At 73.0% G+C, this 15,978-nt stretch carries 17 protein-coding genes; 10 read left to right on the top strand and 7 right to left on the bottom strand.

The annotated features are described in order from the left end of the window. Positions 1-12: 12 nt before the first annotated feature. Both npdG and ACZ4NT_RS02490 read right to left on the bottom strand, forming a co-directional pair. A complete protein-coding gene (npdG, locus tag ACZ4NT_RS02495; RefSeq protein WP_121403366.1) occupies positions 13-732 on the bottom strand; it encodes an NADPH-dependent F420 reductase in 720 nt (239 codons plus the stop codon). Positions 733-769: 37 nt separating this feature from the next. Continuing rightward, entirely contained in the window at positions 770-1,843 is a 1,074-nt protein-coding gene (locus tag ACZ4NT_RS02490) for a sialidase family protein (RefSeq protein WP_121403365.1), read from the bottom strand. Between the two features lie 117 nt (positions 1,844-1,960). On the opposite strand from ACZ4NT_RS02490, the gene ACZ4NT_RS02485 reads away from it, so the two are divergent. Both ACZ4NT_RS02485 and ACZ4NT_RS02480 read left to right on the top strand, forming a co-directional pair. Then, positions 1,961-2,563 (top strand): hypothetical protein, encoded by a 603-nt coding sequence (locus ACZ4NT_RS02485; protein WP_121403364.1) that lies wholly within the window; start codon positions 1,961-1,963, stop codon positions 2,561-2,563. A 123-nt stretch (positions 2,564-2,686) separates the two neighbouring features. Next, a complete protein-coding gene (locus tag ACZ4NT_RS02480) occupies positions 2,687-4,015 on the top strand; it encodes an MFS transporter (protein ID WP_121403363.1) in 1,329 nt (442 codons plus the stop codon). Positions 4,016-4,123: 108 nt separating this feature from the next. On the opposite strand, the gene ACZ4NT_RS02475 is transcribed toward ACZ4NT_RS02480, so the two are convergent. Continuing rightward, on the bottom strand, positions 4,124-4,354 hold the full coding sequence (locus ACZ4NT_RS02475; RefSeq protein ID WP_121403362.1) for a hypothetical protein: 231 nt from the start codon (positions 4,352-4,354) through the stop codon (positions 4,124-4,126). Between the two features lie 58 nt (positions 4,355-4,412). On the opposite strand from ACZ4NT_RS02475, the gene map reads away from it, so the two are divergent. Together map and ACZ4NT_RS02465 are read left to right on the top strand one after the other, a co-directional pair. Further along, positions 4,413-5,270 (top strand): type I methionyl aminopeptidase, encoded by an 858-nt coding sequence (gene map / locus ACZ4NT_RS02470; RefSeq protein WP_467722821.1) that lies wholly within the window; start codon positions 4,413-4,415, stop codon positions 5,268-5,270. Between the two features lie 208 nt (positions 5,271-5,478). Further along, entirely contained in the window at positions 5,479-6,156 is a 678-nt protein-coding gene (locus ACZ4NT_RS02465) for a biliverdin-producing heme oxygenase (RefSeq protein WP_121403360.1), read from the top strand. A gap of 98 nt (positions 6,157-6,254) precedes the next feature. On the opposite strand, the gene ACZ4NT_RS02460 is transcribed toward ACZ4NT_RS02465, so the two are convergent. Next, positions 6,255-6,902 (bottom strand): PhzF family phenazine biosynthesis protein, encoded by a 648-nt coding sequence (locus ACZ4NT_RS02460; protein ID WP_121403359.1) that lies wholly within the window; start codon positions 6,900-6,902, stop codon positions 6,255-6,257. A gap of 339 nt (positions 6,903-7,241) precedes the next feature. Between ACZ4NT_RS02460 and efeO the strand changes: the two genes are divergently transcribed. From efeO to ACZ4NT_RS02440, 4 genes are all read left to right on the top strand, one after another. Continuing rightward, complete coding sequence (efeO, locus tag ACZ4NT_RS02455; protein ID WP_121403358.1) at positions 7,242-8,396, top strand: iron uptake system protein EfeO; 1,155 nt, start codon at positions 7,242-7,244, stop codon at positions 8,394-8,396. 11 nt (positions 8,397-8,407) lie between these two features. After that, entirely contained in the window at positions 8,408-9,685 is a 1,278-nt protein-coding gene (efeB, locus tag ACZ4NT_RS02450) for an iron uptake transporter deferrochelatase/peroxidase subunit (protein WP_467722818.1), read from the top strand. Between the two features lie 2 nt (positions 9,686-9,687). Beyond that, positions 9,688-10,563 (top strand): iron uptake transporter permease EfeU, encoded by an 876-nt coding sequence (gene efeU, locus ACZ4NT_RS02445; protein ID WP_467722816.1) that lies wholly within the window; start codon positions 9,688-9,690, stop codon positions 10,561-10,563. A 111-nt stretch (positions 10,564-10,674) separates the two neighbouring features. Further along, positions 10,675-11,661, top strand: coding sequence for an SCO2278 family lipoprotein (locus tag ACZ4NT_RS02440; protein ID WP_467722814.1), 987 nt, complete (start codon positions 10,675-10,677; stop codon positions 11,659-11,661). A gap of 70 nt (positions 11,662-11,731) precedes the next feature. On the opposite strand, the gene ACZ4NT_RS02435 is transcribed toward ACZ4NT_RS02440, so the two are convergent. Beyond that, a complete protein-coding gene (locus ACZ4NT_RS02435; RefSeq protein WP_121403355.1) occupies positions 11,732-12,460 on the bottom strand; it encodes a bifunctional DNA primase/polymerase in 729 nt (242 codons plus the stop codon). Between the two features lie 169 nt (positions 12,461-12,629). On the opposite strand from ACZ4NT_RS02435, the gene ACZ4NT_RS02430 reads away from it, so the two are divergent. Then, positions 12,630-13,559: a glycerophosphodiester phosphodiesterase gene (locus ACZ4NT_RS02430; protein WP_121404761.1), complete on the top strand. Its 930-nt coding sequence runs from the start codon at positions 12,630-12,632 to the stop codon at positions 13,557-13,559. Here the strand turns inward: ACZ4NT_RS02430 and ACZ4NT_RS02425 are convergent. Next, a complete protein-coding gene (locus tag ACZ4NT_RS02425; protein ID WP_467722812.1) occupies positions 13,538-14,170 on the bottom strand; it encodes a TetR/AcrR family transcriptional regulator in 633 nt (210 codons plus the stop codon). The two genes, ACZ4NT_RS02430 and ACZ4NT_RS02425, sit on opposite strands and share 22 nt — an antisense overlap. A gap of 126 nt (positions 14,171-14,296) precedes the next feature. On the opposite strand from ACZ4NT_RS02425, the gene ACZ4NT_RS02420 reads away from it, so the two are divergent. After that, a complete protein-coding gene (locus tag ACZ4NT_RS02420) occupies positions 14,297-14,548 on the top strand; it encodes a DUF6243 family protein (protein WP_121403353.1) in 252 nt (83 codons plus the stop codon). A 161-nt stretch (positions 14,549-14,709) separates the two neighbouring features. On the opposite strand, the gene ACZ4NT_RS02415 is transcribed toward ACZ4NT_RS02420, so the two are convergent. After that, the gene (locus tag ACZ4NT_RS02415) at positions 14,710-15,696 is read right to left on the bottom strand and encodes a small ribosomal subunit Rsm22 family protein (protein ID WP_121403352.1); all 987 of its coding nucleotides are present in this window, start codon (positions 15,694-15,696) and stop codon (positions 14,710-14,712) included. Positions 15,697-15,978: the final 282 nt, after the last annotated feature.

Raw genomic sequence — 15,978 nt, 5'->3', positions numbered from 1 at the left:
CCCGGGCCCGCCCTACACGTCGGTCAGCCGCAGCCCCGCGTGGGCCTTGTAGCGCCGGTTCACGGAGATCAGGTTCGCCACCAGGGACTCGACCTGGTGGGCGTTGCGCAGCCGTCCGGCGAAGATCCCCCGCATACCGGGGATGCGTCCGGCGAGCGCCTGCACGATCTCCACGTCCGCCCGCTCCTCGCCGAGGACCATCACGTCGGTGTCGATCTCCTTGATCTCCGGGTCCTGCAGGAGCACCGCGGAGAGGTGGTGGAAGGCGGCGGTGACCCGGGAGTCCGGCAGCAGGGCGGCGGCCTGCTCGGCGGCGCTGCCCTCCTCCGGCTTCAGGGCGTAGGCGCCCTTCTTGTCGAAACCGAGCGGGTTGACGCAGTCGACGACGAGCTTGCCGGCCAGCTCCTCCCGCAGCGCCTCCAGTGTCTTGCCGTGCCCGTCCCACGGCACCGCCACGATCACGATGTCGCTGCGCCGCGCGCACTCGGCGTTGTCGGCGCCCTCGACGCCGTGTCCGAGCTCCTCGGCGGTGCTGCGCGCACGGTCCGCGGCACGGGACCCGATGATCACCTTCTGGCCGGCCCCGGCGAGCCGGAGGGCGAGGCCCTTGCCCTGCGGGCCGGTGCCGCCGAGGACGCCGACGACGAGTCCGGAGACGTCGGGAAGGTCCCAGGGGTCCTTGGCGGGAGCCTTCTTGGCACTGGCGGTGGACGCACTGTCGGTAGAGGTCATGGGCCGACTTTACGTGCGCGGTTCGCGGCCCTGCCGCTCAGGTGAGGGCCGCCACGGGGATGCGGCGGAAGGTGATCGTCTCGTACGCGCCGAAGTCACCGGTCTCGTAGAGCAGCCCGACGGTGGACGGGTCGACGCGGACGAGATCGGAGTACGCGGCGGGGAGCCCGTCCACCGTGTGCGCGGGCCGCCAGGTGGTGCCGCCGTCCGCGGAGGCGCGGACCGTCATCAGGGCGCGGAAGGCGGGGTCGGCCGGGCCCGAGTACAGCAGCAGGTCGGGGTCGCGCAGCTGCAGGAGGCTGCCCTGGACGACGGGCGTGACGAGGCCGGCCTGCGGACGGAACGGCTTCTCCAGGGTTCTGCCGCCGTCCCGGGAGTGGGCGTCGGCGCGGTTGCCGGGGGACGGCGAGTCGTTGCGGGTGTTGAAGTAGACGCGCCCGTCGGGGAGTTCGGCCGCCGTGGTCTCGTTCACGTTGATCCGGCCGTCGGTGTTCTCGTCGATGTAGCCGAGGTACCAGGTCTGCCCGCGGTCGTCGCTCAGCAGGCAGTGCCCGCTGTTGTACCTGGCCTCCGTGCCGTTGTCCCGGCCGGTGGGCGGGAGGGTGTGGTTGCCGGGCACGACGACGCGGCCGGTGGTGAGCTGGACCGCGTGCCCGGGCGTGGTCGCGTACCAGCGCCAGCCCGCCTTCTTCACCTGGGCGGTGATCTCGCGCGGCTCCGACCAGGCCGCTCCGTCGTCGTCGCTGTGCTGCACCCAGACCCGGCGGCCGTCCGCGGCCTTCACCTTGCCGCGCAGGAGGGCGTCCTCGGTCGCGGTGGCCGCGCTGCGGACGTGGACGAGCAGCACCCGGCCGGTGTCGAGGACGACGGGGGCGGGGTTGCCCGCGAGGTGGTCCCCGTTCCGGGCGACGGCCTGCAGCGGGCCCCAGGTGCGGCCGCCGTCGGCCGACCGCTTCAGCACGATGTCGATGTTCCCGTGGTCCTTCGCGGAGCCCACCCTGCCCTCGCAGAAGGCGAGGAGCGTGCCGGCGCCGGTGGCGACGACGGCCGGGATGCGGAAACTCGCGTATCCCTCGCGGCCGGCGCGGAAGGGGATGCTGGCCTCGGTCATGGGCGGCTCCTGGGTCGGGCTGCCCGGCTGGGCAGCGGTCGTTGCCCATTCCCCGGTCGGGCGAATTCGCGGTGAACTCGGCCTGACGAGCTGTCGATTGGGGCAGGATGCGGGGCCATGGACGCCGTACGGGTCGCCTTGCTGCGCGAAGTGCTCGCCGGGACCGAATGGCTCGGGGCCACGCGGCGGTTCGCCGGGGCCCTGAGAGGGGCGGTGGTGTCCCACGGAGGCGGGCTGCTGCTGGTGGGCACGGCCGACTACGAGCCCTGGCACCTGGCCGCGCATCTGGTGGACGAGGCCGCGTGGTCGGGGACGCCGGAGCTGTCGCCGACGCTGGTGCGGCACGGGGCGCGGGCGTCTGATCCCGCGCATCTGGCGGTCGGGCTGGGCCGGATCGAGGCGGCCCGGCGGGGGGAGACCCTGCTGGTGGTGTCGCCGGACGCGCCGGGGGCGCGGCTCCTGGAGCGGGTGTCCGACGCCCGGCGGGCCGGGGCCACGGTGCTGGCCCTCGACGAGGGGGACGGCGAACTGCGGTCGCTGGCCCACGAGTCGCTCTCCGTTCCCGCGGGACCCGAGCTCGATCTGGACACGGTGCAGCACCTGGTCAGCGCGGCGGCCGGGGAGAACTCGCTGCCGGTGCGCCGCGGGCGACGGCGGTTCCGCGACCGGCTGTCGCGGCTGGCGGACCAGCTGACATCACCACCGCCCGCCCGCTGGTAGGACGGGCGGGGGGCGGGAGGGCCCGGTGCGCCGGGACGGGCGGGAGCCGGGACGGGCGGGAGCCGGGACGGGCGGGAAAAACCGGTTGCCCGCGGGCGGGGCCGCCGCTGAGCATGGCCCGTTGTGACCGATGACGCCCCCGCCGCCGGGGAAACCGCCGCTCCCCCGGGCCTGCGCTCGGTGCTGCCCGACCTCGCGCCGTGGCGGCTGTCGGCCGACTTCCGCAGGCTGTGGCTGGCGGGACTGATCACGAACTTCGGGAGCTTCCTGACCCTCGTCGCCCTGCCGGTGCAGATGAAGGGGCTCACCGGCTCGGCCGTGGCGGTGGGGGCGATCGGCGCCGTCGAACTCGTCCCGATGATCGTCTTCGGGCTGTACGGCGGGGCGCTCGCCGATGCCCTGGACAAGCGCCGGCTGATCGTGCGCACGGAGGCCGGGCAGGGCCTGCTGTGCGCGGGGCTCCTGGTCAACTCGCTGCTGCCGCAGCCGGCGGTGTGGCCGCTGTACGCGGTCGCCGCGCTCTCCTCCGCGCTCGGCGCGATCCAGCGGCCCGCGCTCGACTCCCTGGTGCCGCGGATCGTCCCGCACGAGCACCTGCCCGCCGCGGCCTCGCTCAACTCGCTGCGCTGGACGGTCGGCGGGGTCGCGGGACCGGCTCTCGCGGGCGTCGTGGTGGCGTACGCGGGACTCGGCTGGGCGTACGCCGTGGACCTGCTCACGTTCGCCGTGTCGGTGGCGCTGGTCGTCCGGCTCGCCGCCTCCCCCGCCTCCCGCGAGGCCGCCGCGCCGTCGCTGCGGTCGATCGCCGAGGGGGCGCGGTACGCCTGGAGCCGCAAGGAACTGCTCGGCACCTACGCCGTCGACCTCGCCGCGATGTTCTTCGCCATGCCGCTCGCCCTGCTGCCGTTCCTCGCCGACGAGTTGGACGCCGAGTGGTCGCTGGGACTGATGTACGCGGCGCTGCCCGCCGGCGCACTGCTCGTGACCCTCACCAGCGGGTGGACCTCGCGGGTCCACCGCCACGGCCGGATGGTGGCCCTGGCGGCAGCCTGCTGGGGGCTCGCCATGGTGGCGGCGGGCGCCGTGCACGACGTCTGGCTGGTCCTGCTGTTCCTCGTCCTCGGCGGCTGCTTCGACATGGTCAGCGGGATCTTCCGCGCGGCGATGTGGAACCAGACGATCCCGGACGAGCTGCGCGGCCGTCTGGCCGGGATCGAGCTGCTCTCCTACTCCGCCGGGCCACAGCTGGGGCAGGTCCGCGCGGGCGGCATGGCCGCGTGGACGAGCGTCCGGACGTCGGTGTGGGCGGGCGGGGTCGTCTGCGTGGGCGCGGTGGGGCTGCTGGCGCTGTGCCTGCCGAAGCTGATGACGTACGACGTGCGGACGAACGAGCACGCGGTGCGGCTGCGCGCCCGGCGGGAGGAAGGGGCGACCGCTGCGAGTCCCGTGTGACCCCGCGACTGCCGCCACCGGCGGGCCTCCCCCGGGGACGGGGGTGGGTGAGCCCGCCACGGCCCGGGACGCGACCGCGGCCCGGGGTGGCGGGGTTCCGCGGATCCGTCAGCTCTCGTCCGTGCCTCGGGCCGTGGAGTCGTGCCACTTCGGGTCGTTCTCCCATTCGAGGTTCCGCTCCCGGGCGGTCTCCATCGCCTGCTCGGCTTCCCTACGAGAGGCGTACGGGCCGAACCGGTCCTTGGCCGGGCACTCGGGGCCCTCCTCGACCTTCTTGTGCTCCAGGCAGTAGTACCACTCGCCGGGCTTGCCGACGGTCCGCTTCTTGAACAAGGCCATGACCAGCTCCTTTCGCCAGAGACATGTTCCCCCATGGCCGCTGGTTAGACTCGCTGGCATGTCTGGCCAGTCGCTGCTCGTACCAGGGGAGCTCTCTCCCACCCGTTCCGTGCCGGGAAACATCCGGCGTCCCGAGTACGTGGGCAAGCCCGCCCCGACGCCGTACACCGGCCCGGAGGTGCAGACCCCGGAGACCATCGAGGCGATGCGGACCGCCGGCCGCATCGCGGCGCGGGCGATGGCCGAGGCCGCCAAGCTGATCGCCCCCGGTGTGACGACGGACGAGCTGGACCGGGTCGCGCACGAATACATGTGCGACCACGGGGCCTATCCGTCGACGCTCGGCTACCGGGGCTTCCCCAAGTCGCTGTGCACCTCGCTGAACGAGGTCATCTGCCACGGCATCCCGGACAGCACCGTCCTGCGCGACGGCGACATCATCAACCTCGACGTGACGGCGTACGTCGGCGGGGTGCACGGCGACAACAACGCCACCTACCTGGTCGGCGAGGTCGACGAGGAGAGCAGGCTGCTCGTCGAGCGGACCCGTGAGTCGCTCGACCGGGCGATCAAGGCGGTCAAGCCCGGCCGTCAGATCAACATCATCGGACGGGTCATCGAGTCGTACGCGAAGCGCTTCGGGTACGGGGTGGTCCGGGACTTCACCGGCCACGGCATCAACTCGTCGTTCCACTCCGGGCTGATCGTCCCGCACTACGACAGCCCGCACGCCACGACCGTGATCCAGCCCGGGATGACGTTCACCATCGAGCCCATGCTGACGCTCGGTACGCACGACTACGACATGTGGGACGACGGCTGGACGGTCGTCACGAAGGACCGCAAGCGGACGGCCCAGTTCGAGCACACCCTGGTCGTCACCGACAGCGGCGCCGAGATCCTCACGCTGCCGTAGCCCCACCGCGGTTCCGCACGACCCGAGGCCCGCCCTGTTCGCAGGGTGGGCCTTCTTTCGCGCGAGCACGGGTGCCGGGAGCGTGATCCGGGTAGGGTTTTACCGACAGGGTGTCGGGAAGCAGGTTGACTTAGGTAAGCCTAACCTGGAAGATCGCCACCATGGAAGAGCTGACCGTCCTCGTCCCCCTCGGCCCCGGAGGTCCTCCATGAACGCGTCGGCCACGACGGGCACGGCGAACGCGGCGTTCTCCGACCTGATCCGCACCGCCTCGCACGAGCAGCACACGGAGGCCGAGACCTCGACCTTCATGAGCGACCTGCTCGGCGGCCGGCTCGGCGTCGACGCGTACGCCCGCTACACCGAGCAACTGTGGTTCGTGTACGAGGCACTGGAGGCCGACACCGAGCGGCTGGCGACGGATCCGGTGGCGGGCCCCTTCGTCCGCCCCGAACTGCTCCGCCGCGCCGCCCTGGAGCGGGACCTGGCCCACCTCCGCGGCCCCCACTGGCGCTCGACCCTCACCGCACTGCCGGCCACCCGGGCTTACGCGGCACGGGTCGAGGAGTGCGCCCGGCAGTGGCCCGGCGGGTTCGTGGCCCACCACTACACCCGCTACCTCGGCGACCTCTCCGGCGGCCAGATCATCCGCGGCAAGGCCGAGCGGACCTGGGGCTTCGCGCGCAAGGGCGACGGCGTCCGGTTCTACGTGTTCGAGGACATCGCCAACCCGGCCGCCTTCAAGCGGAGTTACCGCGAGCTGCTGGACGGGATCCGGGCGGACGACCTGGAGAAGCAGCGGATCGTCTCCGAGTGCAAGCGCGCCTTCGCTCTGAACACCGCGGTCTTCCGCGCCCTCGGCGAGGAGTTCCCCCTCACCGCCTGACACCGGCCCCGGGACACCCGCGGTTTGCGGACCCGGGCGCGGACGGCACCTCCTCGCCCACCTCCCGTCCGGCAGCCCGAGGGGCCCCGGCGGCACCCTCAGGGGCGCGTCAGCCGCACCCGGCCTCCCACCTCGACCCATCCCCCCGGTTGCGGCGCCGTGAGGATCTGCGAACCGGCTCCCTGAACGATGTTGAGCGCCCGGCCCAGCCGAGCGGTCAGCAGCAGGGCCGCCGCCCCCGTGGCCTCGTCCTCCTCGATACCGTCGTCGCGGCCGGGGAAGGCCCGGGCGCGGATCCGGCCCGCGGCCTCGTCCTCCCAGGCCCACGCGTAGATCCACTCACCGGACGGCGGCACGGGGAGCGCGTCGACCTCGGACGCCGAGGCGTATTGGCGCAGCGTGCGCGGCGGCGCCCACTCCGGCCGCGCCTCGATCCAGCTGAACTCGCCGTCCAGGCGGGCGCCCACCACCCCGGCGGGGGTGACCAGTTCGGGCACGTCGAGGAGCCAGGCCGTACCGACGCAGGGGTGCCCGGCGAAGGGCAGCCGCAGGGTCGGCGTGTAGATGTCGACGACTCCGCGCTCGGGATCGTCGACGAACACGGTCTCGCTGAACCCCAGTTTGGCGGCGAAGTCCTGCCGCTCCCCGCGGTCCGGCAGCAGCGATCCCTCGCGGACGACGCCGAGTTCGTTCCCGTGGCCGCCGCCGGGTCCGCAGAAGACGCGCAGTACGTCGAAATCAGTCACCCTCGCATTCAAACACCACCCGCACGGCGAGCCCGGGCCTCGTGCGCACCGGGCCGTCGGCCGCGCGCCCGGTCGCGCCTCCGTGCGCCCGCCGTGACACGGCCGATTTCCCCGGGGCGGAAGGGCCGTAAAGCACACCACTTGACTCTCGCTTGACCTTTCCATGGGGTCGACTTTTGGCCACCGTGATCAGGCCGTGTCCATGCGCCTCCTGTGAGAGCTGAATCACCGGACGGGCGGGTATCACTGAGGCAAGCCTCAGATAAGTTAGGCCAGCCTCACCCCTTATCGCGCGGGCCGTTCCCGTGCGCCGGGTCCGTCCCTCACTCTGGAGCCTTCATGCGAGCCGTCCGACTCTCAGTCGTCACCGCAGCCGTCACCGCGGCCGCTCTGACCGCCGTCACGGGCTGCACCGAGAAGAGCGACGCCAAGGGCGGCAGCGACGCGATCGAAGTGACCGCCGCGGACGCCAAGTGCGACACCTCCTCGAAGTCGGTCCCGGCCGGCCAGGTCACGCTGAAGATCGAGAACACGGGCTCCAAGGCCACCGAGGTCGAGATCCTCTTCCCCGACGACCGGATCGTCTCCGAGAAGGAGAACATCGGTCCCGGCACCAAGTACACGCTGACCGCCGAGGTCAAGGCCGGTTCCTACGAGATCGCCTGCCGTCCGGGCATGAAGGGCCACGGCGTCCGCCAGAAGCTCACGGTCACCGGGGGCGGCAAGGTCGCCAAGCGCGACCCCCGCCTCGACAAGGCGGTCGCCGCCTACCGCGCGTACGCGCAGGAGCAGGCCGACGCGACGCTGCCGAAGGCCGAGGCGTTCGCGAAGGCCGTCAAGGACGGCGACCTGGAGGCCGCCAAGAAGCAGTACGCGGACTCCCGCCTCGGCTGGGAGCGCACCGAGCCGGTCGCCGAGTCCTTCGGCGACATCGACCCGAAGGTCGACGTCCGCGAGGACGGCCTGGAGGAGGGCCAGGACCCGGAGAAGGACTGGACGGGCTGGCACCGCCTGGAGAAGTCGCTCTGGCAGGACAAGAAGATCGGCGCGACCGAGAAGAAGCTCGCCGACCGGCTCGTCGCCGACCTGACCGACTGGCAGCAGCGCGTCGGCAAGGCCGAGATCACCCCGACCTCCATGGCCAACGGCGCCAAGGAACTGCTCGACGAGGTCGCCACCGGCAAGGTCACCGGCGAGGAGGAGCGCTACTCGCACACCGACCTCGTCGACTTCAAGGGCAACGTCGAGGGCGCCCAGAAGGCCTACGAGCTGTTGAAGCCGGTCGCCGCGGAGAACGACGCGGCGCTGACCAAGGAGCTCGACAAGCAGTTCGCCGCGCTCGACACGCTGCTCGACAAGTACCGCTCGGACAAGACCTCGTACGACTTCGTCTCGTACGAGAAGCTCGGCAAGTCCGACGTCAAGGACCTCCAGGACGCGGTCAACGCGCTCGCCGAGCCCCTGTCCAAGCTCGCCGCCGCCGTCGTGAAGTAGCGAGGGGCCCCATGACGGACACCACCGAGACCACTCCCACCGCCGCCGACGACGGCGCGCAGGCCCCGTCCCGCCGTTCCCTGATCGGCTGGGGCGGTGCCGGGCTCGCACTGGGCGCCGTCGCGGCGGGCGGCGCGGTGGCGATGAGCCGCGCCGGCAACGACGTGGATCCGGCCGGCGCCGAGACGGGGGCCGCGGTCCCCTTCCACGGCACGCACCAGGCCGGCATCGCGACCGCGGTCCAGGACCGGCTGCACTTCGCCGCGTTCGACGTGAAGACGGACGACCGGGCCGCCTTCGTCCAGCTCCTGAAGGACTGGACCGAGGCCGCCGCCCGGATGACCGCCGGGCACGCGGTCGGCGAGGGCGCGTACGGCGGGCTCGCCGAGGCCCCGCCGGACGACACCGGCGAGGCGCTGGGCCTCAAGCCGTCGCGGCTGACGCTGACGATCGGGTTCGGGCCCTCGTTCTTCGAGAGGTTCGGCCTGCGGGACCGGCGTCCCGAGGCGCTCGTGGACCTGCCGAAGTTCCCCGGCGACAACCTGGACAAGGCCCGCAGCGGGGGCGACCTGTGCATCCAGGCCTGCGCGGACGACCCGCAGGTCGCGGTGCACGCGATCCGCAACCTCGCCCGGATCGGCTTCGGCAAGGTCGCCGTCCGCTGGTCCCAGCTGGGCTTCGGCAAGACGTCCTCGACGACGCCCGACGCGCAGACCCCCCGCAACCTGATGGGCTTCAAGGACGGCACCCGCAACATCGCGGGCACCGAGACCGACCGGCTGAAGAAGTTCGTGTGGGTGGACGGGGAGGGGCCCGACTGGATGACCGGCGGCTCGTACCTGGTGGCCCGCCGCATCCGGATGAACATCGAGACCTGGGACCGCACCTCGCTGCAGGAGCAGGAGGACGTCTTCGGCCGCGACAAGGGCGAGGGCGCCCCCGTCGGCAAGGCGAAGGAGCGCGACGAACCGTTCCTGAAGGCGATGAAGCCCGACGCGCACGTCCGGCTCGCCCACCCCCACTCCAACGACGGGGCGACGCTCCTGCGCCGGGGCTACTCCTTCACCGACGGCACGGACGGCCTCGGCCGCCTGGACGCGGGGCTGTTCTTCCTCGCCTACCAGCGCGACGTCCGCAAGGGCTTCATTCCCGTGCAGCGCAATCTGTCGCGCACCGACGCGCTCAACGAGTACATCCAGCACGTGGGTTCGGCGGTCTTCGCGGTTCCCCCCGGCGTCCGGGACAAGGACGACTGGTGGGGCCGGGCGCTGTTCTCCGAGGAGGCGTAGCCGTGTTCGGCAACTATCTGATCGGCCTGCGCGAGGGGCTGGAAGCCAGCCTCGTCGTCTGCATCCTGATCGCGTACCTGGTGAAGACCGGCCGCCGGGACGCCCTGAAGCCCATCTGGGCCGGCATCGGTGTCGCGGTCGTGCTTGCGCTGGGCTTCGGCTGCGCGCTGGAGTTCGGCTCGCAGGAGCTGACGTTCCAGGCGCAGGAGGCGCTGGGCGGTTCGCTGTCCATCGTGGCGGTGTGCCTGGTGACGTGGATGGTCTTCTGGATGCGGCGCACGGCCCGGCACCTGAGGGCCGAGCTGCACGGCAAGCTGGACGCGGCACTGGCGATGGGCACGGGCGCGCTGGTCGCCACCGCGTTCCTCGCGGTCGGCCGCGAGGGCCTGGAGACGGCGCTGTTCGTCTGGGCGTCGGTGCACGCCGCGAGCGACGGGACGCCGCGCCCGCTGGTCGGCGTCGCCCTGGGCCTGGCCACCGCGGTCCTGCTCGGCTGGCTCTTCTACCGGGGCGCACTGAAGATCAACCTCGCCAGGTTCTTCACCTGGACCGGCGGCATGCTGGTCGTGGTCGCCGCGGGCGTGCTCGCGTACGGAGTCCACGATCTGCAGGAGGCCGACTGGATCCCGGGCCTGACGAACCTGGCGTTCGACATCAGCGGCACCATCGAGCCGACGAGTTGGTACGGCACCCTGCTGAAGGGCGTCTTCAACTTCCAGCCGGACCCGACCGTCCTGCAGGTCCTGGTGTGGGCGCTGTACCTGGTGCCGACGCTGCTGATCTTCCTGTGGCCGCCCCGTCCCGGCGCGAAGAAGGCCGCGCGGACTCCCGAGCAGCCGCAGCCGGCGGCCGGCGGTCCGGTGGCCGACCGGGGCTGAGCCGAGCCGGCCGAGGTCACGATGCGGGCCCGGTTCCGGGTACCCGCGCCCGGGGCCCGGCCGCTCCCCGGTAGGGTTCGGGCCCGGGAACGGGGAAGGTGAAGGGACCCGATGAGCAGGCTTGGAAGGCTGAGGCGGTCCGTGCCGGTCGTGGCGGCCGGGATCGCGTTGACCGTGACGGTCAGCGGATGCGTGGTGGTGCACGGGGAGCGCGAGGTCCTCCCCGGAGCGAAGAAGTCCGAAGCAGCGCGCGCTCTCGACGACTTCACGTCCGCGTACAACAAGGCCGACAAGGCCTACGACGCGTCCCTGGACGCCGACCGGGTCACCGGGCCGCTCGCCGACATCGACGGCGCGAAGCTCAAGGCCGGTCACGCGAACCACCCTTCGGGCAACCCGGGACACCGGCCGCTGAAGCTGACCGACGCGAAGTTCGCCATTCCGAAGAAGGCGGGCTGGCCGCGCTGGTTCGTCGCCGACACCAAGGCCAACAAGGGCGCGGCGGAGTCCCGTTGGCTGCTGGTCTTCACCCGTGGCGACGCGGACGACGCATGGCAGGTCGCGTATCTGACCGTGGTGGCCGCCGACGACGTGCCGCAGTTCGCGAAGGACCGCGACGGCTGGGCCGAGCCGGTCACCGCCGACGACGCGCGACTGGCCGTGCGGCCCGACAAGTTGAGCGCGTCCTACGCCACGTACCTGAAGGACGGCGGCGAGAGCTTCGCGCCCGGCACGCACACGTCCGACTGGCGGGCCCTGCGCAAGAAGAACGCGGTGAAGCCCGGTCTGGCCCGGCAGTACGTCGACGAGTCGCTGACGTCCGGCGACTACGCACCGGTGGGGCTGCGCACCACGGACGGCGGCGCGCTGGTGTTCTTCAGCACGCGGCACTTCGAGAAGCAGACGGCGGCGCAGGGCGTCGACCTCAACGTCGCCGACCCGAACATCAAGGCCCTGCTGAACGGCGAGGTCAAGCAGTCCCTCACCCTCGAATTCGTCTCCAACCAGGCGGTGCTCGACCCGGCGCGGACGGCGCCGGACCGGAAGGTGGAGTTCGTCAGCCGGATCCAGGGGCTGACGGCGGCCCACGGCGAGTAGCCACGCCCGCGGGGCAGTGCCCGGCCGGGTCCGCGAGGGCTCGGCCTCCGGTGCGGCCGACCCGCGGGGCTCAGCCGCCGTGCGGCCAGGCGGCCAGCTGACCCGAGCCGTCCGCCGCGGAGCGGGAGCATTCGTCGGTCAGGATTTCGAGGAGGCTGAGCGGGTCGGGCAGCGCGTGCTCCGGGCCGCGCAGCCAGTCGACGGACAGGCCGCCCGGCAGCTGCGCCGGGGGCACGAGGACGTACGAACCACGGCAGTGCCACCGCAGTCCGGGGTGCTCGTCCGCCGTCTCCGGGTGGCAGTCCAGCTCGCAGGGCCACCACTCGTCCTCGTCCTCGGGCGTGCCGCGGGTGAGGGTGAAGAAGAGCATCCGTCCGTCGCCGGTCTCGGCGACGGGGCCCACCTCGACACCGGCGGCGAGCAGCCGCTGCAGGGCCTCGCGCCCCACCTCCAGCGGCACGTCGAGGACGTCGTGCACCATGCCGGTGGCGGTGATGAAGTTGGCCTGCGGCTCATGCCGGGCCCAGCGCTCGATCTGGCCGCGGTCGGTCGTGGACTGCGTCTGCCAGGCGAAGGAGACCGGGTGCCGGGCGGGCGTGGGACAGCCGACGCGGTCGCAGGAGCACCGGTAGCCGGCGGGGTGGGCGGCCGGCGCGAGCGGCAGTCCGGCACCGGCGGCGGCGAGCAGCAGATCCTCGCGGCTGCCCGCGTCGGCCACCGCCTCCTTGGGGCGACGTCCGCGCAGCCACTGGGAGATCCTGCCCTGCCGGCCGGAACGGCCGCCGAACTCCGCGCTCATCTATCCCCTCGCCTCGCTGTGGTGCGGACAGCTTTGCTTCATGGTCCCACCATCCTGCGCCCTGGGTGGCCGGAGCCCGCATCCGGGGTGGACGGCGCAGCCCGACCTCCGACCCGGATCGAGTGTCATTGCATACTTTGATGGGATTTGTCCCCCTACCGTGGTCGCCATGGTCACACGGACTGCGCTCACGGGTATCGCCGGTCTCACTTCGCTGGCCCTCGCCGCGCACGGCGGCACCCTGGCCCCGCTGGAGTGGGGCGCCCGCCCGCTGACGGTGGACGCACTCCCCCGCGTCGTCTACGCCGCCCACCGCGGCGGCGCCCGCGAGGTCCCGGAGAACAGCATGTCGGGTCTGATGGCCGCCTACGAACGCGGTACGGCCCAGGTCCTCGACTTCGACACCCGCAGGCTGCGGGACGGGCACCTGGTCGTCATGCACGACGAGACCCTGAACCGCACGACCTATCTCGGCGGCCCGGTGCGGAACCTGAGCCTGCGGGACTGGCAGGGCGTGCGGCTGCGGCCCAAGGACGTCCTGCCCGGCAGCTGGCGCTCGGAACGGCCGCCGACGGTCGCCGAGGTGCTCGACCGGTTCGGCGGCCGGATCGTGCTGATGCTGGAGGCGAAGGACCCGGAGAGTCTGCGCACGCTCGCCGGACTGCTGCGGGCCAGGGGGCTGACCCGCTCGGTGTTCGTCAACTCCAACCGGCCCGAGGTCGCCCTCCGCGCCCACCGCCTGGGCCTGATCGCCCAGCTCTGGCGCTCGGCGGACCAGATGCGCCGGGACCGGCCGGAGCGCTGGGCACCGTTCGTGGATCTGCTCGACGTGGACCACAAGGCGCGTGCCGCGGATCTCGTACGGGCGGCGAGGTCGGGCATCCCCCGGGTGTGGGCGCACACCGTGGTGACCCCGGCGCAGCGCGACCGGGCCCTCGGCCTCGGCTGCAACGGGATCATCACCGACGCGCCGGGACGGCTGGCCCGCCACCCGGTGAGCGCCGCCCGGGCGGCCCGGGCGGCGAGGACCGCGAGGGCGCTCGGCGCGCGGCACACCCTGCGGGTGCTGCGGACGGCTCAGCGCGGGGCGATTCCGTAAAGGGCGTAGTCGACGAGGGTGTCCGTGTACGCGTGGCTGATCGGTCCGGTGCGCTGGAGCCAGCGCTGGGCCAGCGGGGAGACGAAGAGTTCGAGGGCGATCCGGGGGTCGACGGTGGGGCGCACCTCGCCCTGCTCCTGTGCCGAGCGGATGCGCTGCACGTAGAGCTGGAGCTGCGGTTCGAGCAGTTTGCCGACGAACTCGGCGCCGAGCTGTTCGTCGACGAGGCCCTCGGCGGCGAGCGCGCGCGAGGGGGCGTCGAACCGGGGGTCGAGCAGTTCGTCCACGGTGGCCCGCAGGACGAGCTTGAGGTCGGCGGCGAGGTCGCCCGTGTCCGGGATCGCGTACGGCTGCCGCGGGTCCTGTCCCGGCGGGGTGGCGGCCCGGGCGGCCTGGTCGCTCAGGTCGAGGAAGGCCTCCAGCAGGACGTCGGCCTTGGAGGACCACCAGCGGTAGATGGTCTGCTTGCCGACCCCGGCGCGGGCGGCGATGCCCTCGATCGTCGTCCTCGGGTAGCCGACCTCCGCGACGAGGGCGAGGGCGGCGTCGTAGATCGCGCGGCGCGACCTCTCGCTGCGGCGGGTGGCGTCGGGGGCGGGCTTCTGGACCATGGGTCGAATGTAACAGGTTGACAAGACGGTACGTCTCGCCGGACAGTGAAGGCGTGTCTCTGCGAGACGGAACGTCTCGTATTGGAGGCGGTACGACCACGGTGATCGACGAGTGAGGAGCCGGTGATGGCGCGAGGTGGAGACGGGAACATGCTGGGCGTCGGCGGAGCCCGGCGGAAGCTCGGCCGGACGGCGCTGCGCGGCGGCGGCCGCGGCGGCCGGATCGGCGGCGGGGCGGACCCACAGGCCCAGAAGCGGGAGCTGCTCCGCAGGCTGCAGGAAGGCCGCGACGGGGACCCGGCGGCACAGGGACCGGGAGAGCCGGCCCCGGACCGGGGAGGGCCCGGGGCGGAGGAGCGGGGGGACCCGGCGGAGTAGGGGCGCCGGAGAAGTGAACGGGGGTGACGCCCGAGCCCGGCCCGATCGATGGGGGCCGGGCTCGGGGCGTGGGCCGGGCTCGGGCGCGGCCCGTCGGGGGCGCACGGTGGCGGGCCCTCGGCGGAGGCCCGTCGGGGGTCTGCCGGCCGGGGCCCGTCGGTCTACTCGGCCGGGGGCCAGCCGTCTCCCCAGTCCGCGTCGCGGGCGGCGCGGTAGAGGGAACCGTGGCGCTTGGTCACGGTCTCCCGGTGCAGGGACTCGTCCGGCCCGCACAGGTCGAGAAGCACCTGGCCCTTGCGGATCTGGGGCCGGCGCACCACACGGGAGGCGGCCGGAGCCGCCGGGAGCCGGGTGGCGGCGACGTAGCTGAACTTCTCGTCCTCGTATGCCAGCGAGCCGCCCTTGACCTGGCGATGGAGGGACGAACGGCTGACCCGGGCGGAGAAGTGGCACCAGTCCTCGCCGGGGACGAGGGGGCAGGCGGCGCTGTGCGGGCAGGGCGCGGCGATCCGGAAGCCGGCGGCGACGAGGCGGTCGCGGGCCGCGATGACGCGCCCGTACCCGTCGGGGGTTCCCGGCTCGACGATCACGACGGTTCGGGCGGCGGTCGCGGCGGCGTCCACGACGCAGGCGCGGTCGGTCTCGGTGAGCTCGCCGAGGACGTAGGAGACGGTGACGAGATCAGTGCTCTCGATGGTGAGCGCCGCTCCGATACGAGAGCGGCGCCACTCGGCGGACTTCAGCGCCGGGTTCGCCGCGGCGATGTCGCGGCCCAGCGCGAGCGCCGGTTCCGCCCAGTCGAGCACGGTCACCGGGCGGTCGCCCTCCCAGGTCGCGCTGACCGCCCAGGTCGCCGCGCCGGTGCCGCCGCCGACGTCCACGTGGCTTTCGGGAGTCCACCCCGGCACGGCGTCCGCGAACGCGTCGAGCGCCGCGCGCACCGCCTCGAACGTCGCCGGCATCCGGTAGGCGGCGTACGCCGTCACGTCCGAGCGGTCGCGCAGGATCGGGGCGTGGGTGGGGGTGGTGCCCCGGTAGTTCGCGATCAGCCGCTCGACCGACTGCGCGGCGGCCTTCGGGGGCAGGCCGTCGAGTAGCCCGGCGAGGGCGGTGCGCAGGGTTTCGGCGGGGGAGGCGGGGGCGTTCACCCGGCGATTCTACGGTCGCCGGGCGCCGGCGGGCCGAGGCGGTGGTCGCCGGCCTCGCCCGGCACGCACCCCCACCGCCGGGGCTGCACCCGGCGCTCACTCCGGTCCGGCACGCACGCCCACCGTCCTCCACGGCACCCGGCGACTCCGCGCACGCCAGGCCGGTCGGCGAACCCGGCGCCGCGCAGGCGCCCCCGTCCCGCACGGCACACCCCCCACCGCCTCCACGGCACCCGGCGACCCCGCGCACGCCAGGCCGGTCGGCGAACCCGGCGCCGCGTG

This window comes from Streptomyces sp. NPDC026417 (genome assembly GCF_055567695.1).
The sequence above is the reverse complement of the archived record's forward strand: the minus strand, read 5'-3'. Positions and strand labels throughout refer to the sequence as shown.